The organism is Sorangium sp. So ce887, from assembly GCF_051521455.1.
Lineage (GTDB): Bacteria > Myxococcota_A > Polyangia > Polyangiales > Polyangiaceae > Sorangium.
This window is the reverse complement of the sequence record NZ_CP150354.1, coordinates 9,635,244-9,657,810: the sequence shown is the minus strand read 5'-3', so window position 1 is coordinate 9,657,810 and position 22,567 is coordinate 9,635,244. Positions and strand designations below refer to the sequence as shown.

The window sequence follows — 22,567 nt, the reverse complement described above, 5'->3', positions numbered from 1 at the left end:
TGCTGTCCTCCGCCGCCCGCCGCCGCGAGGCAGCCCGCCGCTCGCGGGCGCCGCTCGCTGGAAGCCTGAATCTCGCCGAGTTCCTCTGGAAATCGCGCCCGGTTCGAGCAGGATTGCTGGACCATGAGCACCCTGCGAAGCCGCAAGATCGTCCTCGCCGCCCGGCCGGTCGGCGAGCCCAAGACGTCTGATTTCAAGCTGATCGAGGAGGAGCTCGCCGAGCCCGGCGAGGGCCGCGCGCTGCTGCGCACGCTCTACCTGTCGCTGGATCCGTACATGCGCGGCCGCATGAGCGCCGGCCCGTCGTACGCGCCGCCGGTCGAGGTCGGCGACGTGATGGTCGGGGGCACCGTGAGCGAGGTGCTGCGGTCGAGCGTCGCCGGCCTGTCGCCGGGCGACCTTGTCGAGGGGCGGACCGGCTGGCAGACGCACGCGATCACCGATGGAAGCGACCTGCGCAAGGTGGATCCCGCGCTCGGCCCTGTCTCGACGGCGCTCGGGGTGCTGGGCATGCCGGGCATGACGGCCTACACCGGGCTGCTCAACCTGGGTCAGCCGAAGCCGGGCGAGACCGTGGTGGTCGCGGCGGCCTCGGGGGCGGTGGGCTCGGTGGTGGGGCAGCTCGCGAAGATCAAGGGCTGCCGCGCTGTCGGCGTCGCGGGCGGGCAGCGCAAGTGCGATTACGTGGTGCGCGAGCTCGGCTTCGACGCCTGCCTCGACCACCGCAGCCCCGAGCTGGCAGCGCGCCTGAAGGAGGCCTGTCCGGGCGGGATCGACGTGTATTTCGAGAACGTGGGCGGCGCCGTGTTCGAGGCGGTGCTGCCGCTCCTGAACCCCTTCGCCCGCGTGCCGGTGTGCGGCCTCATCGCCCACTACAACGACACCGCGCCGCCGCCCGGGCCGGACCGCCTGCCGGGCCTGATGAGACAGGTGCTCTCGAAGCGCCTGGCGCTGCGCGGCTTCATCGTCAGCGACTTCGCCGAGCAGCGCCCCGAGTTCCTCCGGGAGGTGAGCCGCTGGATCAGCGAGGGCCGCATCAAATACCGCGAGGATGTCGTCGAGGGGCTGGAGAAGGCGCCCGAGGCGTTCATCGGGCTGCTCAAGGGCGAGAACTTCGGCAAGCTGCTTGTGCGCGTCGCGTCTTGAGCGGCGCGGGGCCGAGGGATCACGGCGCGAGGATCACCGCCCCGCCCGGCGGGATGCTCATCGAGAGCATGCCGGTCGCGGAGACCACCTCGGCCCCGCCGCCGAGCGCGTCGGTGAGCTCGGTGCCGGCCGGCAGGCCCAGCGCCTGCGCGACCTCGACCGAGAGGCTCTGCGCCGTCCCAGCGCGCGTGAGCGCCACGACCGCGGACCTCCCCTCGGCGAGCCGGCGGCCGAAGACCAGCGTGTCCTCCGTGGCGGTGAGGTTCACGTAGGCGCCGCGGCGGAGCGCGGGGATGTCCCGGCGCGCGACGCCGAGCTGGCGCACGAAATCGAGCGTCTCCAGCTCGTCGGGCGCGAGATCCTCCTCCGGACGCCACAGGCTGCGGTTGTTCGGGTCGGCGCCGCCCCACTCGCCGTACTCGTCGCCATAATAGAGCAACGGCGCGCCGGGGAGGCCCAGGAGCCACGCCATCGCCAGGCGCACGCGGGCATATGCCTCGGGCGACTCCGGGCTCTCCGCGGTGTCCGACCACTGGTGGTTCGGGATATCCCGATCGTGCGCCGCGTCCTGACCCCGGTAGTCGGCGAGCGTCGCGAACCGGGCCGTGTCGTGGCTGCCGAGGTACGGCGTCATGATCGCGCCCTCCGGCCACCGCTTCTGCCCGTCCTCGACCCAGTACGCGGCGTGCAGCATGCCCGCGTCGCCCCAGGCGAACGTGCGGTAGGAGACCCCGTGATAGAGGACGAAATCGAACTGGCCATCCAGCCCCTGAGGACCGATGTACTTCGCGATCGTCCCGTAATTCTCGTCGTTGCACGACGCGCCCTGTCCGCAGTCGCTCCAGCCCATCGCCGTCTCGCCCATCAGGAAGTAACGGGTGCCGGCCGGCTCGAACGCCTCGCGGACCTCCGCGGCGAGGTTGCGCGTCGCGATCTCCTCCACGTGCTTCACGGCGTCCACCCGGAGCCCGTCGAGATCGAACGCGTCGAGCCAGTGGATCGCATCCTCCACGAACGCGGCGTTGGCCTCCGGCACCGTGTGGTTCACGTCGGGGAGATACCCCGCAAACATGCAGTCGAGCGCGTGCGATGTCCAGTCGCAGCCGTCTGTGCCGCAGACACACCCCGTCCGGAACCAGTTCGGATGCGACGCGACGTACTCGTGATCTTCATGGACGTGGTTCACAACGAAGTCCTGGAGCACGCGGATCCCGTGGCGGTGCGCCTCGGCCACCATCGCGCGCAGCGCCTCGGCGCCGCCGAGCCGCGGATCCACCTCGCGCGCCTTGATGGGCCAGTACCCGTGATACCCGGTCACCTGGTGGACTCCATCGCTCGCCGGGTACGCGCCGGCGGGGTTCTCCTGGAACGGCGTGAGCCAGATGGCCCGCACCCCCAGCGCGTCGAGGGTGCCTTCTTCGATCGCCTGCCTCAGCCCCTCGAGATCCCCGCCGGCCCAGTCGCCCCGCGGATCGGCGCCCGGCGTGGCGGGAGCGTTCACGTCCGGATCGCCGTCGCGGTAACGATCGGTGACGACCATGTAGATGAGCGCGTCCTCCCAGGAAAACGGCTTGGCCTCGACCCAGAAGACGAGCCGGAGCGGCTCGCCGACACGGCCGCTCCGGGTCGCCCCGCGCAGGGTGATCCGGTGCTTGCCGTCGGCGAGGCCCCGCACGTCGATGCGAACGTCGCCGCGCTCGTCGACGGAGAGCTCCTGCTCGGTGAGCGGGCGCGCGTCCCCGTCCTGGTCCTGCAGCATCGCCTCGAACGCGGCCGCGTCCGGGCCCGCGCCCTCGATGCCGTCCCGGTACGCGAGCCGCGCCTCGAAGGCGCCCTCTCCGGCGGCGGCCCGGGTCACCTGGCTCGAGGCGACCGAGAACGCCGGAAGGCGGCAGTCGGGGACCTTGACGGCCGAGTTCTCGACGCCGTCGACGTACTTGCGGCGCCCCTCCGCCGGGTCGAGCACCCATGAGACGTCGCTGCCGGACCGATAGGTAATCTTGTAGGCGTGCAGCCCCGGAGGCAGGTCGACCGTGGCCACGCGCTGGCCCTGCGCGCCGCCCTCGAGGAGCTGCGGGGCGGAGCCGAGATCGAAGCCGTTCCACTCGCCAGGGACGCGGACGTCCGTGGCCCCCGGGGGCGCGGTGAACGTGAACGACGTCGGACAGAGCACGTCGCCCTGCCAATCGCCGCCACCGCCGCCGGCCGCCCCGGCGCTGCCGGCCGCACCGGAGCCGCCGGCCGCCCCGGAGCCGCCGGCCGCCCCGGCGCCGCCGGTGCCCTTTCCGTGACCGGCGTCGAGCTCGTGATCGTTCCCACACGCGAGCGGGACGGCGAGGAGCGTGGCAGCGGAGACAGCGGCCAACACGAGGGCAATGCGGCGGCGCAACATGGCCTCGACGAATATCCGATCGCAGGAGACGTGTCTGCGCAGGCGTCGCGGAAAGTCGACCTGAGCGGCGCGGAGAAAAGCGACGCTCCGCCCATGCTGTCGCGTCGCCCACAGGCGCGGCGCTGGTTCCGTCGGGGCTCCACCCCGCTCCCCGGCCTCCTCGCCTGTGCTCCCAGCGAAGGCATTGATCGGCATGACCGCACAGATACCGGCCCGGCAAGCGATTGCCGGGTCTGGTGTTTACGGACTACATGTCCTGGACGACCGCGGCCGTCTGCTTCAGCGCGCGGGTATCGCGCAGCGGCGAGTTGCCGAACATGCGCGAGTACTCGCGGCTGAACTGCGAGGCGCTCGTGTAGCCGACGCGGAACGCCGAGGCCTCGGCGCCCAAACCTTCTTCGACCATCAGGCGGCGCGCCTCGAGCAGGCGCAGGCGTTTCTGGTACTGCAGCGGACTCATGGCGGTGGCCTCCTTGAACCGCTTGAAGAACGCCGCCCGGCTCATCCCTGCGGTGCGCGCGAGCGCGGCGATGTCGGCGTCCTTGTCGAGCGACGCCTGCAGGCGATGGATCGCCTCGGCGATGCGGTGCGCCTGGCTGCCCGCGCGCACGAGCTGGCGGATCGCCGGGCCGTCGGGGCCTTTCAGCAGGTGAAAGACCAGCTCCTTCATCACGAGCGGCGCGAGCACGGTCGCGTCGTCGGGCGTCACGAACAGCGTGCCCAGCCGGAGCGCGGCGTCGAGCATGCGGTCGCTCGCCTTGCCGATGAAGATCGCGCGCCCTGGGTGCTCGAGGTCCTCCGGCCGCGCGCGGTCGAGCTGCGCCGCAACCTCGCGCAGCGCGACCGCATCGAAGTCCATCTTCAGGCACAGCAATGGGTGCGCCGACGACACGCCCGCGACCCGGCTCGTCACCGGCAGGTCGATCGGGCTAACGATGTAGTGCGGCTCGCGCTCGCGATAGACCTGCCCCTCGAGCAGGATCTCCTTCGTGCCCTGCACGATGATGCAGAACGACGCGCGCCAGTGCCGCTTCGCGCGCTGATCCTGGCGCGAGACTTTGATGCAAGAAATTCCGGGCACCGGCGAGGCGTGCACGCCGTCGCTGGGGCACCACCGCGCGATGAGGCTCTTCAACTGGTCCCGCCCGGCGAACATGGTGGCAGCCTAGCCCCGCGTAGACGATCGGGCAAGAACTGGAGACGACCGTGTATTTCGCGCGCGCCGCGGCGGTGCCATGGTGATGGCGAAACAAGGAGAGGTGTCCCATGCGTGTCTTCCTCACTGGAGCCAGCGGCTTCGTCGGCTCCGCCATCGTCCCCGAGCTCTTCCGCGCCGGCCACCGGGTGCTCGGTCTCGCGCGGTCGGACGCGTCCGCCGCCAAGCTCGCCGCCGCCGGCGTCGACGTGCACCGCGGCGAGCTCATGGATCTCGATAGCCTGCGCCGCGGCGCCGCCGCCTGCGACGGGGTGATCCACTGCGCGTTCTCCCACGACGACTTCACCGACCGCGCCGGCAACTGCGAGAAGGACCGCAACGCGATCGAGGCGCTCGGCAGCGCGCTCGTCGGTTCCGAACGCCCGCTCGTCATCACCTCCGGCATTGCGCGCTTCACGCCGGGCCGCGCCGTCACCGAGGAGGAGATGCTGGACGTGTCGACCGGCGGCGCGCGGGCCGCCTCCGAGCAGCTCGCCTTCTCGTTCGCGAGCCGCGGTGTGCGCGTGTCCTCGCTGCGGCTGCCGCCATCGGTCCACGGTGAGGACGACCACGGGTTCGTCCCGATGCTGATCGAGATCGCGCGCAAGAGCGGGCGTTCCGGGTACATCGGTGATGGCGAAAGCCGGTGGCCCGCGGTGCACCGTCGCGACGCCGCGCGGCTGTTCGCGCTCGCCCTCGAGAAGGCGCCGGCCGGCGCGCGACTCCACGCGGTCGGCGACGAGGGGATTCCGACCCGCGACATCGCCGGCGTGATCGGCCGCAAGCTCGGCCTGCCGGTCGAGTCGGTCCCCAAGGAGCACTTTGGCTGGCTCGGCGCGTTCTTCGCGCTCGACACCCCCGCGTCGAGCGCGCTCACGCAGGCGCGGTTCGGCTGGAAGCCCGAGCAGCCCGGCCTGCTCGCCGACCTCGAGCACGGCACGTACTTCGCGCGCACGTAGCTCTATAGGACTTGTCGTTCTTCTCGAGGACGAACCTCGACCGAGGCGCCTGGATTCGAGGTTTGACCTCAGTCGACCAGGTGCTTCTGCGATCATCAGCGGGCAAAGCCCGTCTGATTCATCGCCTTGTTGAACGAAGCCGCGCAAGGCAGCTGTTGTCGCATCCTGAGACGCCGTCGTAGCGACACCGCGAGCCGCGCCCGGAGCGAAGGGCCCGCGCGCAGCGCCGACTCGAGCGCGCCTTTCCCGATGGATCGCTCCTGAGCACCCGGCGCATGCCCGCGCCGGGCAACCAGGAGACGAGCCATGGGAAAGCTCCGTGACAAGATGATCGAGGACCTCGGGCTTCGGTGCTACGCGCCGAAGACGTGCACTGTTCGGAAGCCATGTTCCGCCGCGCGAAGGAACGTATGCACGTTCAAGCGAGCGCGCTGACCATGACGTAGTAACCGTCCGGATCGCGGAGAGCGAACTCTCGGGTCCCGGTGGCCGGATTCGTCTGGGGCTCCTCCGCGAGTTGACTGACAAGTGCTCTGGCGCGTGACAGCGCCTCGTCGAAATCATCCACCCGGAAGAACAGCAATAGACCATTACCAGGCTCCGCGCGATCGGGACTGATCAGCGTTGGGTGCTCATGGCCTCCCCACTTGTGAAAACAAAGCAGGACCGTCCCGTCCGTGTCGAGGACTTGCCCGAAATAATCATGAGCAGGTGCCGATTCTGGCTGACCGAAGAGCGATTGATACCAGTTGAAGCTGCGAGCCACATCAGCGACCCCAATGATTGTCCACGTGCGTTTCATCGACTTCTCCTGCGGCCCAACTCCCCGAGAATCTTGACCGCGCCGCCGACGCTTGCATTGACCGTGCATCCACCGCAGAGCGTGACCCGGGTCGGTCCCATGCTGTATACATCTTGGCGGAGCAGCGTGCGGCGTCGTCATCTCTCGACCACTACCGTGCGAAGCACCGATTTTGCATACTGCAAAAAGCCGTCTGAACTAGTGGCTTCACGCGTCAGAAACAGCACGCAGGCCAGACTCGGAGTCGCTCGGACCATGGTAGCAAACACTACGCGAGCTTCCGGATCGAACGTGATATACAACTTGGCCGGGCTGTTCGGGTCGTCCAGGAGTTCGGGCTGCGATAGCACAGCCCGTGGCCCACGTTGCTCGACGTCCGCTTCGCGGCGAAGGTTCAGGATGTCATCCAAACCCATTCGCAATTCGGCTTGAGGTTCCCGGACGTGCCACGCCATAGGGAGCACCGAAAGCGCCTCGGTGCCATTCACGGCTTCCGCTGACCAGGATTCGTTTGTGGAAGCGTTGCCGTCGACGCGCTTCCATGAGCCAGGAAGCTGGACAGAGCACCCCATCGCGGACAGCCGCGTCGCGGCTGGCTCCTTTGCTGAGGCGATGTCTACGGTCACAGGAGGCGCTTCGCGAGGGGAGAGCGGCGCGGGATGGCACGCCATTGTCGTTACAACAAGACACACGAAACTCGTCAGCATCATGGGTCGCATTGTTTCTCCGCCGTCCAACGATTTGGCGGTGTGCCACGCCGCGAAGCGGCGTCGGCACCAGCGCCTGTTGGGCTGCTCCTCAGCCAATCAAGACAGCACGAGGAAGGCTGCCGTCGGGTCCGCTTCGAAGGCGAGCACGTCGTCGTACCGCGCTCGGAGCAAGGCTGCAACTGCGGCTGTCGTGCAGTTCCCTAAGCGCACCCATATTATCTTGGGCGGATGGCCGTAGAGGAATGCTCGCTGCTGGAAGTCTGAGTCCTTCGAAACAATTGCAAGTCCGTTCTGGGCGGCAAAGCTCCAGACGACTTGATCATCGGCAGCGCTGAGCCCGACATCCCGGACATGAACGGATGCAGGATAGTGCTCCGCCAGCAAGGCGACGAGCCGATGCGACAGGTTCTGATCGAACAGCAGCTTCACGTCGGCGGCACCGCCCAAAGCCTACGCTCTCGGTCGGCCGCGAACGCCAGGCAGGCACGCACGTCTTCCGCAGTCAGATCCGGAAAGTCGGCAAGGATCTCCTCTGCCGACATGCCAGAAGCGAGATACTCCAGAACGTCAGTCACTGTAATCCGCAACCCGCGGATGCACGGCTTACCGCCGCGCTTGCCTGGCTCGATCGTGATCAACTGCTGGTAGTTCATGCCAGCAGGATAAACGGGCGCGCTCCCGGCGTCAACATGGCCAGCTGCGCAGGCGCTCAGCTGAGGGTCGGGAATCGTGCGAGGCGCAGATGCCCGGCGGGGGCGGGCGCAGTCGGTTCAGCGTCGTGATGGCGGCCAGCAACGGTCCGTCCACCGTTTCCGCTGCAAGCGGCCGCCGCTCCCTGGCGGGCGCGGTGCAGGAATTGTCCGACAGGCCGTTGTGTCCGCCCAACGGCTTGGGCTTCAGCCTCAGGGCGTGCTGGCGAGCGAAGCTACCCTGGCTGCCCCGTCGTGCTGCAAGCCCTTGTTGGGCAGCCTTGGTCATGGACGACCCTTACTTCGCTCAGGTCGGGGAAGCTGGACAGCGGAGATCTCAGCCGGCGCGTTCGCCGTCTCGCGCGCGACAACGCGCACTTCGCCCTTCTCGAACTGTGCTTCAGCAATGCTGGTGACCGCGTCGTTCCAAAGAACTGAGCGGGTATCCAAGGCGGCGGTATCCGTCTGCGTCGCCATCGAGAAGATCACTCTCCGCACACCCCCGGTCTCACCGGTTGGACCGACAACACAGCAGGGAAGCGGCGGCGTGAAGACGGCGTGGAAGTCGCCGGCGCCATTCTTCGCATGATCGAGCACCGCGGTGCGCAAGTGGGGGGTAACCTGGTCAAGGATCGCCCCTACTGTCGCGGCGCGGGTTCCAACCTCGTCCGTCAAGATCGTCTCTCGGCCCGCCTGCCACCGCGCGCCGGCGCCGTCAGCGAGCGTTACATCGATCACAGTGTCAAACTGGACGTGCACGAGCTTGATGAAACCGCCCACGAGGTTGCGCGCGAAACTGGACCACGGGACGGCGGTGCTCTCGACGGGATCAACCGCTACCGCTTTCAATGCTTCGGCCTTGCGTCTCGCCGCATCGGTAAAGCCGTTCGCCGACCAGAGGATCAGCTTGTTCGTTGGAAGGTCGGCATGTTTCTGGGCCATGCTTTCCACCCATGTGACGTCGGCGGGGCGACTTCGGTCCCGCACCTCGATCCCTAACATGATCGAGTACCCACCGATGGACGACTCGGCAACGACGTCCACCTCGCGATCTTCGCCAGTGCGTGCGTCACGCAAAAGGCGGGACTCCGCAACGGTCCAATCAGGACCGAGATCCTTGTGAACCTCGAGCACCAAGCGTTGCAGGATGTTCGAACGCGCTGGCATCGCTACCGTTTCCTTGGGCTATTCCGGGGGCTGCCCAACGGATGGCCGATGAGCCGCGGGCCGAAGGTCCGTCGGATCCATCGGCTTGTTGGACAGCATCGTACATCGAGAAGAGAACCTTGGCTCAAGGTGCGTAGCCCTTGATTCGAAGGCGCAGTTGCAGCGCGGTGATGCTTCTATCATCGATACGAAACGCATCGTCGACCCGACCACATTCGATGAAGCTGTGCTTGTCATAGAGGCACAGGGCTGCGTGATTGTCAGAGAAGACCCCGAGATCGATCCAATGAAGTGACGCCTCCGCTCGTGCCCAGGCAAGAGCCGTCTCCATCAACCGTGTTCCGATGCCTGCTCGCTGAAAACGGCGCTCCACGCCCATGCCCAGCGTAGCGGGATGAAGAGCTGCCCTGTACGTCGCCCCGCGCAGTTCTATATGTGCAACAAGGGCTCCGTCCACCCAGGCACCCCACGTTCGCAGCCAACAGGGATCCGACACTGGCTTGCTCCATCCGTCCGCGCGCTCAGCACGCAGTCTCTCCGCCGTTGGTCCCTCGTCGGCAGTGAAGAAGTGCGACGGTGGCGTCCCACCCTGACCGGACTCGCGCGATTGGCGGATTCGATGGTCCACGTACGTAGCCAAGTCTGGGGACGTGAGCAGCGTGATTCCGGCCTCCATCAGCGCCTTACCTCGCTCGAAAACATGCTGTCCAACGTCGCAATCAGCTGTGACACGCGGCCTATCTTCGTCGTTCAGCATGTGTAGATTGCGAGCCGCCGCGGCCCATCTTCGTATTCCCGCGGATGAGCCGCATCTCTCCGCGGCCTATTTCTGTATTCCCGGAGGTAGGCCGCGACCTCCGCGACCTATCAGCGCATATCCGGAAGTAGACCGCCGGTGCATAACCACATATTCCCGTCGCTAGGTCGCCGACGCCCCGGCTGATCACGCCACGAGATCGGTACAGATCGTACCGCGCACCGTGCGACCGGGATCCGGGCAAAATAACCTCGAGTCGTCGCAACTTGCGCACTCCCACGCCGATGGTTGGTTCCGGAAAATCCGCCTCGTTTGTCCCGGCGAATCTGGTCGGGTGATCGACCTGGGCGGGGACGGCGGTCCTGGGCCTCGCGGCTCGCCATCGCCGGGCGCCCGCACGCCGAGCATCGTCTGCCTCGTGAAGGTCCATCGAGCTCGAGGGGGCGCGTGCGCTCGGCCGGCCCGTCGATCCACAGCAAGCACGCGCGCTTGATGATGCGGTCAAGGCCGCACTCGATCGCGGCCAGCTCGGCGTGATCGCCTCCGGGCCCACGGACCGCCGCTCCTGGGTCGACCGCCGAACCATCCGATCCCACCCCTCGTGCCCCTCCTGCGCATCGTGAGGGGGTAGCGTAGCCTACGGCCAACCCGATATGTCAACCCGTCGGTGCGCGGCGATTAGGCGACTCGAACGACGCAAGGTTGCGACGCGTCGGTGGAGGCGACCTCGCCGGAGGTCGGGACGTCACCGGCCGGCCGATGCGCCCTTCGCAACGGAGCAGTGTCGCCTCGCCGGCGTTCGTGGAGAACCCCAACCCCAAGCCATCACCGCCCGACGGGCGCCATCTTGCGCCGGCGGTGCGTAGTCCGACGTGCTCCGAGCAGCCCGCAGAGCTGGTTCCACCCACCAGGAGTCCGGCCAGGGATCCGGAGAGAGATTTCAACGCAAAGTCGCAAGGTCGCAAATAGAACAAATCTCGTTCATTTTTGCGTCTTTGCGCTCTTTGCGTCTTTGCGTTGAAATCTCTCTTCGCTCGCGAGGCAGAGCCCTCACAGGATTTCTGCCCCGCAGATCTAGCGGCTACTCAACGGCTCCTTGTCGCGCGCGCCCGCGGCGAGGTACTGGCGCAGGTGCCGGCGAAGCGAGACCCGCGTGATCCCGAGCGCGCTCGCCGTGCGGGTCACGTTGCCGCCCTGGGCGGCGTAGACCGCGAGGATGTGCCGGCGCACGGCCTCCCCGAGCGACGCGCTGCCCCGCGCCGGAGGCGACGGCCGCAGCGCGCCCGGCGGGCCCGACCGCGGGGGCGCGGCCGGCCGCGGCGCCGCCGCGCCGATCTCGGGCGGCAGGTGCTCGAGATCGAGCGGCGCACCGTGCGCCAGGAGGAACGCGCGCTCGACGACGCTCCGGAGCTCGCCGACGTTCCCCGGCCAGGGGTACGCCTCGAGCTGCGCGAGCGCGCGCGGGGAGATCCCGCCGCTCGGGAGCCCCGCCGCGACGCTCTGGCGCTCCAGGAAGTGCTCGGCCAGCCGGCGCACGTCGCCGTCGCGCTCGCGCAGCGGCGGGAGCGCGAGCCCGAGCGCGCCGACGCGCCCGTGAAGACCCTCGTGGAACGAGCGGTCCAGGACGCGCGCGGCGAGATCGCGGCTCGTGGCGGCGATGACGCGCACGTCCGCGACAAGCGCCTCCCCGCCGCCGCTCCGGCAGAGCGGCTCGCCGTCGAGCACGCTCAGCAGCCGCGGCTGGAGCTCGAGCGGGAGCGCGCCGATCTCGTCGAGGAACAGCGTGCCCCCCTGGGCCAGCTCGAGCAGCCCCGGGCGCGCCGCATGCCGCCCGTCGGCCCCGGCCCCCAGTCCGGCCCCCACCCCCAGCCCGGCCCCTACCCCCGCCCCCACGCCGAAGAGCTCCTCCCGCAGGCGCTCGGCCGGGAGGCGCGCCGCGTTCACCGCCACGAACGGCCCGCCCGCCCGCGGGCTCGCCGCGTGCAGCAGGCGCGCGCAGAGCTCCTTGCCCGTGCCCGGCTCGCCCGCGATGAGCAGCGGCGCGCGCTCGTGCCCCGAGAGCTCGCGCAGCCGCTCCATCGCGCGCACCCAGCGCTCCGAGGCGCCGACGACGCGCACCTCGCTGTCATCCTCGAGCCAGAGGACGCGCGTCATCCCACCGCCGAACCAGCGGAGGTGTTCCGTGCGCCGGGAAGGGGCTGCGCTTGCTTCCACATCGCATCTCCTCGATTCGTGGATAATTCGAGGGCAGACGGCGGGCGCCGCGTCTGCCGTTGTCTACATTACCGTGCTGCCCTCAGCGCAGGCGGCGACCAGCGATGAGCCACCGGGAACGACGATGGACGATGGCGGACGAGCCGCGACGAGGACCAACGAGGGACGATGACTGACACATGCCGGATGATCTCACCCGGTCAGCGACATCCACTCTACCGCGAACCACGCTCTGGTGGAAGGGAGATCCCGACGGGGCGTCGCCGGGCGTCGCCAGGGCGTCATCAGGGCGTCGCCGGGCGTGGATTGCCCGACGAGGAACTACGTGCTCAAAATTTGTGCGTGAGCGCGGACCTGGGTTAGTCGACCCGTGTACCCGAAAGGAGAGACGACGAGATGAGCTCGAAGCGCAAGACCCCGGCCCGCACGAAGACCACGAAGGTCCCGAGCCCGCTCGCTGCCCCGGCCACGTCGGCGCAGCCGCCGAGCGCGGTCTCCGCCCCCGCCGCCGTCGAGAGGCCCTCTCCGGCCGCGGCGCGCGCGGCCGGTCGCGCGCGCGTCGAGGCCCCGAAGGCCGCGCCGCCGCCCTCGCGCCTGTCGCGCGAGGAGCGGCACCGCGTGATCGCCAAGGTGGCCTACGGATATGCCGAGAGGGCCGGCTTCCGGAACAACCCCGTTGAAGACTGGCTGAACGCCGAGCGAGAGGTCGACGCGCGGATCGAGCGCCTCGCCAGCTGAGGCCCCCGACGCGGCGGCGCAGGCGGCGCGCCGCGCCGTCGCGCCCGGGCCCACTCGGGCCCACGCGAGACCGACAGGCGCGCTGGCGCGAGATCCAGCAAGGGTGTCCACGGACGGGGAGGGCGAGAGCTGCGTGACGCCGCTCTGGACCGCGAAGGTCAGCACCCCGATACTTGCGCCATGCATTCAGGTCACGTCCTCGCCAACCGCTTCCAGCTGGAACGCCTCGCGGGCTCCGGCGGGATGGGCGCGGTGTGGCGGGCGGTCGACCGGCAGAGCGGCCAGGCGGTGGCGCTCAAGGTGATCTTCAACCAGGGCAGGGAGCACGTCGTGCGCTTCCAGCGGGAAGCGCGCCTGCTCGCCGAGCTCGAGCACCCCGCCGTCGCTCGCTACATCGACCACGGCGTCACGGCCGACGGGCTCTACTACCTCGCCATGGAATGGCTCGAGGGCGAGGACCTCGGCGCGCGGCTGTCGCGCGGGCCGCTCGGGATCGAGCCGAGCCTGATGCTCGTCGGCCGCGTCGCCGAGGCGCTCGCCGCCGTCCACGCGCGCGGCATCGTGCACCGCGACCTCAAGCCGACCAACGTGTTCCTGCCCCGCGGCGACATCGGGAGCGCGAAGCTCATCGACTTCGGCATCGCGCGCCAGGCGGACGCGACCTACGAGCTCACCCTCACCGGCGCGGCGATCGGCACGCCCGCTTACATGGCGCCGGAGCGGGTCCGCGGCGATCTCGACGTCGACGCGCGCGCCGACCTCTACTCGATCGGGTGCCTCCTGTTCGAGTGCCTCACCGGGCGCTCGCCGTTCGTCGCCCAGCACCCGCTGTCCGTCCTCGCCAAGGTGCTCTTCGAGGCCGCGCCGCGCCCGAGCACCTTCTGCCCGAACATCCCGCCGCCGCTCGATCTGCTCGTGACCCGGCTGCTTGCCAAGAACCCCGCGGAGCGGCCCGGGGACGCGGGCGAGGTCGCCGCCGAGCTCCGGATGCTGAGCGTCGTCGAGGGCAACATGTCGACAGGCAACGGCCTGCCGACCCCCGCGCTGACGAAGAGCGAGCGGCGGCTCGTCAGCGTCGTCCTCGCGGCCGAGATGAGCGCCGGCAAGCGCGGCCCGCCGTCGGGCCGCCCGCAGGGGCTTTTCAGCCCGCCGCCGCGGATCAACGACACGATGCTGTCGGGCCACCACGCCACCGTCGTGTCCGGCAGCAAGGAGGCGCTGCCCGCCGACCTGCTCGCGCCGATGCCGCTGGTGAAGCCCCGGCCGGCGCCGCCGCCGACCACGCCGTTCCACGAGGTCCGGCAGGCCGCGCAGTCGCACGGCGCGGTCCTGGAGGTGCTCGCCGACGGCTCGGTCGCCGCGGTCGTCGCCGGCGCGGGCTCGCCGACCGATCTCGCCGGGAACGCGGCCCGCTGCGCCCTCTCGATCCACGCGCTCCTGCCCGGGGCGTGGGTGGCGCTGGCGACCGGCTGGGACGTCATCGCCGGGACGCAGGCGGTGGGGCAGGTCATCGACCGCGCCGGCGCGCTGCTCGACGCGCGCGTCCGCCACGCCACGGACGATCCGTCGTCGGGCCGGCCGGTGCTCATCGACCGGATGACGGCCGCGCTCCTCGGCGACCGCTTCGAGATCGCCGCGGGCAGCCAGGGCCCCACGCTGCTCGGCGCGCGCGAGCCCGAGGACGGCGGGCGCAAGGTGCTCGGGAAGGCGACGCCGTGCGTGGGGCGCGAGCGGGAGCTCCGGGCGCTCGAGGACCTGCTCGACGAGTGCGCCACCGAGGGGGTCGCGCGGGTCGTGCTGGTCACGGCCGGCGCCGGCGTCGGCAAGTCGCGCCTCGGCAACGAGCTGATCCGGCGGGTCGGGGCGCGCAGCGAGCCGGTCGCCGTGTGGCGCGCGCACGGCGATCCGATGCGCGGCGGGGCGGCGCTCGGGCTGCTCGCGCAGCTCGTGCGGCGGGAGGCGGGCCTGCTCGGCGACGAGCCGATCGAGGCGCGGCGGGAGAAGCTCGCGGCGCGGGTCGCGCGGCACGTCGGCGCCGCCGCGCGGGAGCGGGTCACCGAGCTGCTCGGCGAGCTCTGCGAGGCGCCGTTCCCGGAGAGCTCGGCGCTGCGGGCGGCCCGGCAGGACCGCGCGGTCCTGGAGGAGCAGACGCGGCGGGCGTTCCTCGACCTCCTGCGGGCCGAGAGCGACGCGCAGCCGGTGCTGATCGTGCTGGACGACGTGCACTGGAGCGACCGCGGCACGGTGGACACCATCGACGCGGCGCTCCGGCACCTGCGGCACCAGCCGCTGATGGTGCTGGCGCTGGCGCGCCCCGGGGTGCGCGAGGCGTTCCCGGACCTGTGGGAGGAGCGCGAGGCGACCGAGATGCGGCTCGGGGAGCTGTCGCGCCGCGCGTGCGAGCGGATCGTGCGGGAGGTGCTCGGCGACGACCTCCCGGCGGCCGAGCTCGCGGCGCTGATCGACCGGTCGGCGGGCAACGCGTTCTTCCTCGAGGAGCTCGTGCGCGCGACGGTGGAGCGGCGGGCGGGGGAGGTGCCGGAGACGGTGCTCGCGATGATGCAGTCGCGCATCGCGGCGCTCGAGCCCGAGGCGCGGCGGGTGCTGCGCGCCGGGGCGGTGATGGGCGAGGTGTTCTGGCGGGGCGGGCTGGAGGCGCTGCTCGGCGGGGGCGGGCAGGTGCCGCAGCTGGAGTCGTGGCTGCTCACGCTGGAGAAGCGCGAGCTGCTCGAGCCGCGGCCCGAGTCGATGTTGCGGGGGGAGGTGGAGCTCGCGTTCCGCCACGCGCTCGTGCGGGACGCGGCGTACGAGATGCTGACGGACGCGGATCGGGCGCTCGGCCACTGGCTCGCGGCCGAGTGGCTGGAGCGCGTGGGCGGGGACGATCCGGCGGCGCTCGCGCTGGTCGACCGGCACCTCGGCCGCGCGGCGGACGAGGCGCTCGCGCTCGGGAACGCCGACGGCGCGGCGGGGCACCTCGCGCGCGCGGCGGGGGTCCGCGCGCGCGTGGGCCAGTTCGACGGGGCGATCGCCGCGATGACGCGGGCGTTCGAGCTGGCGGACGTCGCGCGGCGCGACCCGGGTGAGCTCGGCGGGTGGGTGGCGATCCTCTCGAGGGCGGTCGGCCACGGGCGGCGCGCGCCGTCGCTCTCGGCGGTCTCGGACCGGATCCTGACGCGCGTGGACGCGGGCGCGTCGCTCGAGCTCCGGGTGAAGGCGCGCATCGAGCTCGCGCGCGCGCTCGGGGCGACGAACCTGTTCCGGCTGTCGCACGACCTGCTCGACGACGTGGTCGAGATGGCGGTCGGGCGCCGCGAGCTCCTGCGCGAGGCGCTGATGGTGGACGTGGAGGTCTCGTGCCTGCAGGGGCAGTTCGCGCGCGCGCGGCGCGCGGCGCTCGACCTCGACGCGCTCGGGCCGATCGAGGATCTGCGGGGGCTCCTGTCGGTCGCCCTGGCGCGGGCCACGTCGGGCGATCGGGCCGGCGCGATGGAGGCGCTGTCGCGCTCGGAGGCCGCCTCGGCGTCGGGGGACCTGGGCGTGGAGGCCGTGCGGGCGAAGCTGCTCGCGATGGTCGAGCTCTACGCGGGGGATTTCCGGGCCGCGGTGCGGGCGAGCGAGCGCGCGCTCGAGCTGGATCGGGCGCTCGGGCTCCGCTTCGACGGGGTCGTGAACCTGCACAACCTGGGCTATGCGTGCGTCCGGCAGGGCGATCACGCGCGGGCGCGGGCGCTGTTCGCGGAGTCGCTGGAGCGGGCGGACGAGGCGGGGTACGACCGGGTGGCGGCCTCGAACCGGATGTTCCTCGCGTACCTCGACGGGGTGGAGGGGGTGGGGGACGCGCGCGAGCGGCTGAAGGAGCTCGTCGCGAAGGCGGAGGAGCAGGGCTACTGGCGCGACGTGCTGCAGGGCCGCTGGGCGGCGGCGATGCTGCTGAAGAACGCGCGCAACGACGCGCTGGCGCGGCGCGAGTACGAGGACCTGCTGGAGCTGTCGGTGCGGCTCGGGGATCCGCTGCTGGAGAAGGACGCGCGCGCGTGGCTCGACCGCGGCGAGCGGTGAGGGGCGGGGGGCGGCCGGGCATCCGGCGGAGGGACACGACGTGTGAACGACCGTTTACAGGAAGGCATCCGAAGTGACACTACGTGTGCCCGGACGTTTACAGGAGAGCCTCCGAAATGACACTACGTGACCCCATGCGTTTACAGGGAGGCATCCGAAATGACACTATGTGACCCCATGCGCTTACAGCGTGGGGTGCTGGAGGTCCGATGATGCCGGTGTGCAGCAGGCGGGTCGGGTACTGGGCGCCGATTGCGGCGGCTGGGCTAGTCGCAGCAGGAGTCCCATTGGCTTGCGGCAGGACGCTTCCTGACGATCCAGGCGTCGCGGGCGACAGTGAAGGAGGAAGCTCCTCCGAGGTCGACGGTTCCGGGGAGGCCGGGGACGCGGCGACGGGAGGAGGTGTTGGAGGAAGTGGCGCGGGCGGAACCATGGGCACAGGCTCCGGCACGGGTGGCATGTTCGGCTCGGCTGGGTCGGGCAACGGCGGCGCGGCAGCGAGCTCGGGCGGCATGGACGCGGGCGGCACGAGCGGCGGGGGCGGGAGCGCGGGGGCGCCCGCGGAGCTGGACTGCGCCACGGCGCGGCCCAACTCGGGCTCGCTCGATTTGATGCACCAGGTCGATGTCGACGACTTGCCGCTCATTTCGGAGGTCCAGGGGGACCTGATGCTCAGCGAGGAGGTGAATCGGCTGCAACGCCTTGGCTGTCTACGGCACGTCACGGGCACGGTCACCATCCGGTACACGCGCAACCTCTCCACGCTCGAGGGGCTCGAGCGGCTCGAATCCATCGCGGCGAGTTTGACGATCATGAACAACGGTGCGCTCGCGAGCGTGACGGGGCTTCAAGGCCTGAAGACCGTGGGTGGCCCGCTCATCATCCATTCGAACCACCGCCTCGCTGACCTGGACGGACTCGAGAATCTGACGACGGTGCGCGCTGGCGGCATCCGGATCGAGGACAACTCCGCCCTGGTGAGCCTCGGCGGGCTGCGCAGCCTGACCGCCACGGGCGAAGTGGCGCTCCAGTCCAACCCGATGCTCGAGAGCTTGCAGGGCCTCGAAGGCCTGAGTCAGCTCGCCAACCTCTTCGTCACCGACAATGCGAAGCTCGAGAGCCTCGAGGGGCTCTCGGCGCTCGAGACGATCTACCAAGATCTCACCATCTCGAACAACGCCGCGCTCACCTCCATCGATGGACTTTCTGCGCTCCAGGTGATCGACGAAGATCTCATCATCTCGAACAACCCGGAGCTCACCCGCATCGATGGACTTTCTTCGCTCAAGCGGATCCACTTCTATCTCGCGATCACAACGAACCCGAAGCTCCCCACCTGTGAAGCGAGAGAGCTCCGTGAGCGGACCGGCGTTCCACGAGCGGACCTGATAGACAACGACGACTCGGCGACGTGCCCCTGACCCCGCTCGCTGCTGGGCCCAGCCACCCTGGCCCGGTATCCAGCCCGATCGCGTGTTGAAGCGTCGCTCGGCGCGGGCGCCGTCGCCGCCCGCGCCGATGGACTCGGTACGGCGTCAGCGGTTCACGCTGCTGTCCGGTCCGGCGCCCTTCGGGGGCTCGTAGGGCTCGGGGCTCTTGCCGACGGTCCTGAGGTTCACGAGCTTGTTGAGCAGGTCGAACCAGAACGGCGCGCCGAGGGAGGCGGCGGCCGCGGTGATGAGGATGCCGGGGCTCAGCAGCCGGTCGAGCACCCCGCGGATCCAGGCGACAAGGCCCTGGCCGAGGATCGCCGAGAGCGCTTTCCAGAGCCCCGGGGTGCTCGTCTGCTCGGGGGCCTGCACGCCCCAGGTGATCTTGAGATCGAGCCCGGTGAGCTGGGAGTGCGCGCCTCCACCCTGGGCGAGCGCGGCCATGACGTCCTCGTCCTTGTCCATGCCGCCGGCCTGCGGCGCGGCGCGAGGCGCCGATTTCGCCATCTCCTGCGCCGCCGTGATCATGGCGGCGCGGACCACGGCGTCGCGCGAGAGGGCGCTCGCGAGCTTGATGCTGTCGGCGTTGAACCCGATGCACAGGACGAGCGCCGTCGCGCTGATGAGGAGCTGCGTGCGGCGCTTGTACCGCCCGGCGGCCCGGTCCATGGCGTCGTTGAACCAGCGCTCCAGCCGGATGTTGGCCTCGCGCATGTCCCGGACCGTGCCGTCGACGATCGTGGCGAGGGCGCGCCGGAGATCGCTCTCCCTGGGCATCCGCTCGATGAGGCCCTTCAGCTCGTCGAGGGGCGCCTCGTCGCAGCTCGGCAGCGCGGCCCCGCCGCCCGGCGGAGGCGCCGCGGCGCCGGCGGGCGGGGGCGAGAGGGCGGCGGAGTCGGCGGGCGCGGGCGCGGCGCCGGCGGGCGCGGGCGCGGGCGCGGCGCCGGCGGGCGGGGGGGAAGGCTCAGCGGCGCTCGCCGGCGACAGGGACGCCGCGTCGCCCGCCGGCGGAGGCGCAGATGCGGCGTCGCCCGCCGGCGCAGGCGCGGGGGTCGCGGGGAGGGCAACCGCGGCGCTCGCCAGCAGGGGCAACGGCGCTGCGGCGCCGGCCTGCGGGAGCGACGGCGCGTCGCCGTTGTGCCACTCGATGTGCCGCAGGGTGTCGATGAGCGCGGCCACGAAGGCGTGCGAGGGGATGTAGGACGGCCCCACCCAGCCGTACTTGAGGTCCTTGATCAGCGGGTGCTGCCGGAACGCCGCCGCGAGCGGGCTCGAGGGCGGCCCTGGCATCAGCCGGATGCGCACGAGCTCGGCCGCGCGGCGGATCAAGCGCGTCGTGACAGGCTCGCGCGGGGCGGCGGCCGCGTGCGCGGCGGCATCGCGGGCCGCGAGGGACCGGAGCACGTGCGGGTCGAGGGCGCGATCGGCCAGCATGATCTCGATGCTCTGCGCGAGGTTGAGGGCGCGCAGCCGGAAGACGCCGGCGAGCGCCTCGTAGATGGCCGAGCAGAGGACGCTGAGCAGGAAGAAGACGCTGACGAGGCCGATCGCGATGTCGAGGGTCGTTCCCATGGGCATCCAGAAGGGCAAGGGCGCGAGGCGCAGACCGGCGCGCCTCGCGGCGCTCCCCCGGCCGGCAGGACAAGGAGGACGACGGTGGCCCTGCGAGCGCCCGTTCCCCTCCGCTTCCCGATCAGCATACGCCACGCGGCGCCGCGGAGCGAGCGCCAGTGCGCGCTCCCTGCCGGGGGATCTTGGTCTACCATCCCACCCCCGTGACGAGCACCACGCTACCCCCTGACTCGCGGCGCAGCAGCGAGCCGCCGATGCGCACCTCGTGGACCCAGGAGCGGGCCGACCTCGACCGGACGCAGCGGCCCAGGCGCGATCGGCTCGGGCACGAGCCGCCGCCGGCGTCGCCGCCCGGAACGCTCGTCATCGAGGACACGCGGCGGCCGAAGATCTTCGTCATCGACTACGACGCCGAGGTGGTCTCCGAGAAGGAGATCCAGACCCTCGACGAGTGCATCCCGTACCTCACGGACGACCGGCCCTCCATCACGTGGGTCGATGTCCGAGGGCTCGGACACAAGGCCACCTTCGAGCGGCTGGGCGAGATCTTCAAGATCCACCCGCTCGCGCTGGAGGACATGGTCAACGTGCCCCAGCGGCCCAAGGCGGACGTCTACGGGGGCGAGCACGTCCTCATCATCTCGCGGATGGCGCAGGTCACCGAGCGCTGCGAGCTGCGCACCGAGCAGCTCGCGATCCTCGTCGGCAAGACCTTCGTCCTGACCGTCCAGGAAGAGGCCGACTGGGACGCGATGGAGGCCGTGCGGGAGCGCATCCGCGTCGGCCGCAGCGCGGTGCGGCAGCGGGGCGCCGACTACCTGGCGTACGCGCTGCTCGACGCGGTGGTCGACGGCTTCTTCCCGGTGCTCGAGCGGCTCGGCGAGCGCATCGAGGACCTGGAGGTCGAGGTCCTGGACCCGAAGCGCTCGATGTCGAAGCCGATCCACGACCTGAAGCGGGATCTGCTCACGCTGCGGCGCGCCATCTGGCCGCAGCGCGACCTCGTGAACGCGCTGATCCGCGAGGACAACCCGATGATCACGAAGGACACGCGGCTCTACCTGCGCGACACGTACGATCACGCGGTGCAGCTGATGGACATGATCGAGACCTACCGCGAGCTGAGCTCGGGCCTCATGGATCTCCACCTCTCCGGGATGTCGAACCGGATGAACGAGATCATGAAGGTGCTCACGATCATCTCGACGATCTTCCTCCCGGTCACCGCCATCGCGGGCATCTACGGGATGAATTTCCACCACGAGAGCTCGCCGTTCAACATGCCGGAGCTCGACTGGTATTACGGCTATCCGCTCGTCTGGTGTCTGATGCTGACGAGCGTCATCGGGCTGCTCACGTACTACCGCCGCAAGGGCTGGCTCGGGAAAGACGACAACCGCCGCTGAGCGGCCGCCATGGTGAGCGGCGCGCGGCGGCCAGGGGCGCGTCGCGCAGGACGTATGCAGCCGGGCGCGAGGGCGCCGAGACGTTCGGTAGGGGAGGGCCGACGAGGAAGGGGCGCGTCGGAGAGCCGACGAGCGGAGGCGCCGCATTGAATTGGTCGCGGCAGATGCATTCTGTATACTGTTGTCCTGGTCATCCATATGAGGACGCGCGGCCGCTCGAAAGCCCTCCTTTTCATCGGCGCAGCGGCGGTCCTCGCGTTCGCCTCCTGGAGGGAGCGCGCCTCGTCCGCTTCCGATTCCGACTCGGCCGCTCTCCCGGACGGGCCGCCGGGCCGCCTGCGGTTCGAGAAGGCGCTCGACGTGCAGGTGTTCCAGCGCGGGAACCTCCACACACACACATCGCTGAGCGACGGGGACAGCGAGCCGCGCGAGGTCGTCCGCTGGTACCGCGACAACGGGTATGCGTTCGTGGCCCTCACAGACCATAACCGGCGCGTCGATCCTGCGATCTTCGAGGAGCTCCAGGCGCGGTCGAATTTCACTGTCATCCCCGGTGAAGAGATCTCGATGTGGGCGGAGGGGCGGCCGGTGCACGTGAACGCGCTCTGCACGGGCCGGACGATCGGCGGCGGCGATTTCCCGACCAAGGGCGAGGCGCTGAGCTGGGCGATCCGGCGGGTGCGGGCGGAGGGGGGCGTGGCGCTCATCAACCATCCGAATTTCGACTGGGCGCTCTCGGCCGGCGACATCCTGGGGGCGCCCGCGGCGGAGCTCCTGGAGATCCACAGCGGGCACCCGTACGTGTACACGGCGGGCGACGCGACGCGGCCGTCGCACGAGGCGCTGTGGGACACGTTGCTGACGGCGCGCGGCTTCGCCGGAGGGGGGATCGTCGGCGTCGCGGTGGACGACCTGCACCAGCTCGTGGCCGATTCGAACGCCCCGCCTGCGGGGCCCGGCCGGGGGTTCATCGAGGTGTTCTCGCGCGAGGTGTCGCGCGCCGCGATCTGCAGCGCGCTCGCCCGGGGACGGCTCTACGCGTCGTCGGGCGCGCGGCTGCGGAGGATCGCGGTCGCCGACGACGCGTTCTCGGTGTGGCCGGTGGCCGCGGGCGTGGTGGTCGAGTTCGTCGGGTGGGGCGGGCGCGTGCTGGAGCGGCAGCAGCCGCTGGCGGGGCGGGCGACGTACCGGCTCCGCGGAGGGGAGCGCTACGTGCGGGCGCGGATCACGCGACCGGACGGGAAGCGGGCGTGGACGGCGGCCTACGCGACCCTGGAGCCGTGAGAGCTCGGCACGCCCGCTGCCCGCGCGGCCAGCCGGTCCTCGGG

At 70.5% G+C, this 22,567-nt stretch carries 18 protein-coding genes; 7 read left to right on the top strand and 11 right to left on the bottom strand.

The annotated features are described in order from the left end of the window. Positions 1-123 precede the first annotated feature (123 nt). Entirely contained in the window at positions 124-1,146 is a 1,023-nt protein-coding gene (locus tag WMF36_RS36155; RefSeq protein WP_437575367.1) for an NADP-dependent oxidoreductase, read from the top strand. Between the two features lie 19 nt (positions 1,147-1,165). Here WMF36_RS36155 and WMF36_RS36150 read toward each other — a convergent pair whose 3' ends face one another. Both WMF36_RS36150 and WMF36_RS36145 read right to left on the bottom strand, forming a co-directional pair. Beyond that, positions 1,166-3,514: an alpha-amylase family glycosyl hydrolase gene (locus WMF36_RS36150; RefSeq protein WP_437575366.1), complete on the bottom strand. Its 2,349-nt coding sequence runs from the start codon at positions 3,512-3,514 to the stop codon at positions 1,166-1,168. A gap of 271 nt (positions 3,515-3,785) precedes the next feature. Further along, entirely contained in the window at positions 3,786-4,694 is a 909-nt protein-coding gene (locus tag WMF36_RS36145) for an AraC family transcriptional regulator N-terminal domain-containing protein (protein ID WP_437575365.1), read from the bottom strand. Between the two features lie 110 nt (positions 4,695-4,804). Here WMF36_RS36145 and WMF36_RS36140 point away from each other — a divergent pair, with 110 nt between their 5' ends. After that, positions 4,805-5,692 carry an SDR family oxidoreductase gene (locus tag WMF36_RS36140; protein ID WP_437575364.1) on the top strand — a complete coding sequence of 296 codons (888 nt, stop codon included), beginning with the start codon at positions 4,805-4,807 and terminating at the stop codon, positions 5,690-5,692. Between the two features lie 418 nt (positions 5,693-6,110). On the opposite strand, the gene WMF36_RS36135 is transcribed toward WMF36_RS36140, so the two are convergent. The 8 genes from WMF36_RS36135 to WMF36_RS36100 all read right to left on the bottom strand — a co-directional run bounded on the left by WMF36_RS36135 (position 6,111) and on the right by WMF36_RS36100 (position 12,031). Then, on the bottom strand, positions 6,111-6,494 hold the full coding sequence (locus tag WMF36_RS36135; RefSeq protein WP_437575363.1) for a VOC family protein: 384 nt from the start codon (positions 6,492-6,494) through the stop codon (positions 6,111-6,113). A gap of 137 nt (positions 6,495-6,631) precedes the next feature. After that, entirely contained in the window at positions 6,632-7,204 is a 573-nt protein-coding gene (locus WMF36_RS36130) for a hypothetical protein (protein WP_437575362.1), read from the bottom strand. Between the two features lie 96 nt (positions 7,205-7,300). Next, a complete protein-coding gene (locus WMF36_RS36125; protein ID WP_437575361.1) occupies positions 7,301-7,633 on the bottom strand; it encodes a DUF5615 family PIN-like protein in 333 nt (110 codons plus the stop codon). Continuing rightward, complete coding sequence (locus tag WMF36_RS36120) at positions 7,630-7,857, bottom strand: DUF433 domain-containing protein (protein ID WP_437575360.1); 228 nt, start codon at positions 7,855-7,857, stop codon at positions 7,630-7,632. The genes WMF36_RS36125 and WMF36_RS36120 overlap by 4 nt, the downstream gene beginning before the upstream one ends. A 31-nt stretch (positions 7,858-7,888) precedes the next feature. Next, positions 7,889-8,182 (bottom strand): hypothetical protein, encoded by a 294-nt coding sequence (locus tag WMF36_RS36115; RefSeq protein WP_437575359.1) that lies wholly within the window; start codon positions 8,180-8,182, stop codon positions 7,889-7,891. Then, positions 8,179-9,060 (bottom strand): restriction endonuclease, encoded by an 882-nt coding sequence (locus WMF36_RS36110; RefSeq protein ID WP_437575358.1) that lies wholly within the window; start codon positions 9,058-9,060, stop codon positions 8,179-8,181. Before WMF36_RS36110 ends, WMF36_RS36115 begins: the two co-directional genes overlap by 4 nt. A gap of 124 nt (positions 9,061-9,184) precedes the next feature. Continuing rightward, entirely contained in the window at positions 9,185-9,736 is a 552-nt protein-coding gene (locus WMF36_RS36105; RefSeq protein ID WP_437581998.1) for an N-acetyltransferase family protein, read from the bottom strand. 1,155 nt (positions 9,737-10,891) lie between these two features. Further along, positions 10,892-12,031: a sigma 54-interacting transcriptional regulator gene (locus tag WMF36_RS36100; protein ID WP_437575357.1), complete on the bottom strand. Its 1,140-nt coding sequence runs from the start codon at positions 12,029-12,031 to the stop codon at positions 10,892-10,894. Positions 12,032-12,427: 396 nt separating this feature from the next. Between WMF36_RS36100 and WMF36_RS36095 the strand changes: the two genes are divergently transcribed. The 3 genes from WMF36_RS36095 to WMF36_RS36085 all read left to right on the top strand — a co-directional run bounded on the left by WMF36_RS36095 (position 12,428) and on the right by WMF36_RS36085 (position 18,252). After that, positions 12,428-12,769, top strand: a complete 342-nt coding sequence (locus tag WMF36_RS36095; protein WP_437575356.1) for a DUF2934 domain-containing protein — start codon at positions 12,428-12,430, stop codon at positions 12,767-12,769. Between the two features lie 180 nt (positions 12,770-12,949). Next, positions 12,950-16,831: a protein kinase domain-containing protein gene (locus WMF36_RS36090; RefSeq protein ID WP_437575355.1), complete on the top strand. Its 3,882-nt coding sequence runs from the start codon at positions 12,950-12,952 to the stop codon at positions 16,829-16,831. A gap of 431 nt (positions 16,832-17,262) precedes the next feature. Continuing rightward, complete coding sequence (locus WMF36_RS36085) at positions 17,263-18,252, top strand: hypothetical protein (protein WP_437575354.1); 990 nt, start codon at positions 17,263-17,265, stop codon at positions 18,250-18,252. Positions 18,253-18,366: 114 nt separating this feature from the next. Here the strand turns inward: WMF36_RS36085 and WMF36_RS36080 are convergent, their stop codons facing one another. Further along, positions 18,367-19,833, bottom strand: coding sequence for a hypothetical protein (locus WMF36_RS36080; RefSeq protein ID WP_437575353.1), 1,467 nt, complete (start codon positions 19,831-19,833; stop codon positions 18,367-18,369). Positions 19,834-20,036: 203 nt separating this feature from the next. On the opposite strand from WMF36_RS36080, the gene corA reads away from it, so the two are divergent. Next, on the top strand, positions 20,037-21,239 hold the full coding sequence (gene corA / locus WMF36_RS36075; protein ID WP_437575352.1) for a magnesium/cobalt transporter CorA: 1,203 nt from the start codon (positions 20,037-20,039) through the stop codon (positions 21,237-21,239). Between the two features lie 198 nt (positions 21,240-21,437). After that, the gene (locus WMF36_RS36070) at positions 21,438-22,523 is read left to right on the top strand and encodes a PHP domain-containing protein (RefSeq protein ID WP_437575351.1); all 1,086 of its coding nucleotides are present in this window, start codon (positions 21,438-21,440) and stop codon (positions 22,521-22,523) included. The last annotated feature ends 44 nt before the right edge of the window (positions 22,524-22,567 follow it).

Excerpts from the sequence above, each read along its gene's own strand:
- WMF36_RS36145 (WP_437575365.1), bottom strand. The coding sequence starts at position 4,694 with ATGTTCGCCGGGCGGGACCAGTTGAAGAGCCTCATCGCGCGGTGGTGC.
- WMF36_RS36080 (WP_437575353.1), bottom strand. The coding sequence starts at position 19,833 with ATGGGAACGACCCTCGACATCGCGATCGGCCTCGTCAGCGTCTTCTTC.
- WMF36_RS36130 (WP_437575362.1), bottom strand. The coding sequence starts at position 7,204 with ATGATGCTGACGAGTTTCGTGTGTCTTGTTGTAACGACAATGGCGTGC.
- WMF36_RS36095 (WP_437575356.1), top strand. The coding sequence starts at position 12,428 with ATGAGCTCGAAGCGCAAGACCCCGGCCCGCACGAAGACCACGAAGGTC.
- WMF36_RS36090 (WP_437575355.1), top strand. The coding sequence starts at position 12,950 with ATGCATTCAGGTCACGTCCTCGCCAACCGCTTCCAGCTGGAACGCCTC.
- WMF36_RS36110 (WP_437575358.1), bottom strand. The coding sequence starts at position 9,060 with ATGCCAGCGCGTTCGAACATCCTGCAACGCTTGGTGCTCGAGGTTCAC.
- WMF36_RS36155 (WP_437575367.1), top strand. The coding sequence starts at position 124 with ATGAGCACCCTGCGAAGCCGCAAGATCGTCCTCGCCGCCCGGCCGGTC.
- WMF36_RS36135 (WP_437575363.1), bottom strand. The coding sequence starts at position 6,494 with ATGAAACGCACGTGGACAATCATTGGGGTCGCTGATGTGGCTCGCAGC.
- WMF36_RS36105 (WP_437581998.1), bottom strand. The coding sequence starts at position 9,736 with ATGGAGGCCGGAATCACGCTGCTCACGTCCCCAGACTTGGCTACGTAC.
- WMF36_RS36085 (WP_437575354.1), top strand. The coding sequence starts at position 17,263 with ATGGGCACAGGCTCCGGCACGGGTGGCATGTTCGGCTCGGCTGGGTCG.
- WMF36_RS36070 (WP_437575351.1), top strand. The coding sequence starts at position 21,438 with ATGAGGACGCGCGGCCGCTCGAAAGCCCTCCTTTTCATCGGCGCAGCG.
- WMF36_RS36115 (WP_437575359.1), bottom strand. The coding sequence starts at position 8,182 with ATGACCAAGGCTGCCCAACAAGGGCTTGCAGCACGACGGGGCAGCCAG.
- WMF36_RS36120 (WP_437575360.1), bottom strand. The coding sequence starts at position 7,857 with ATGAACTACCAGCAGTTGATCACGATCGAGCCAGGCAAGCGCGGCGGT.
- WMF36_RS36140 (WP_437575364.1), top strand. The coding sequence starts at position 4,805 with ATGCGTGTCTTCCTCACTGGAGCCAGCGGCTTCGTCGGCTCCGCCATC.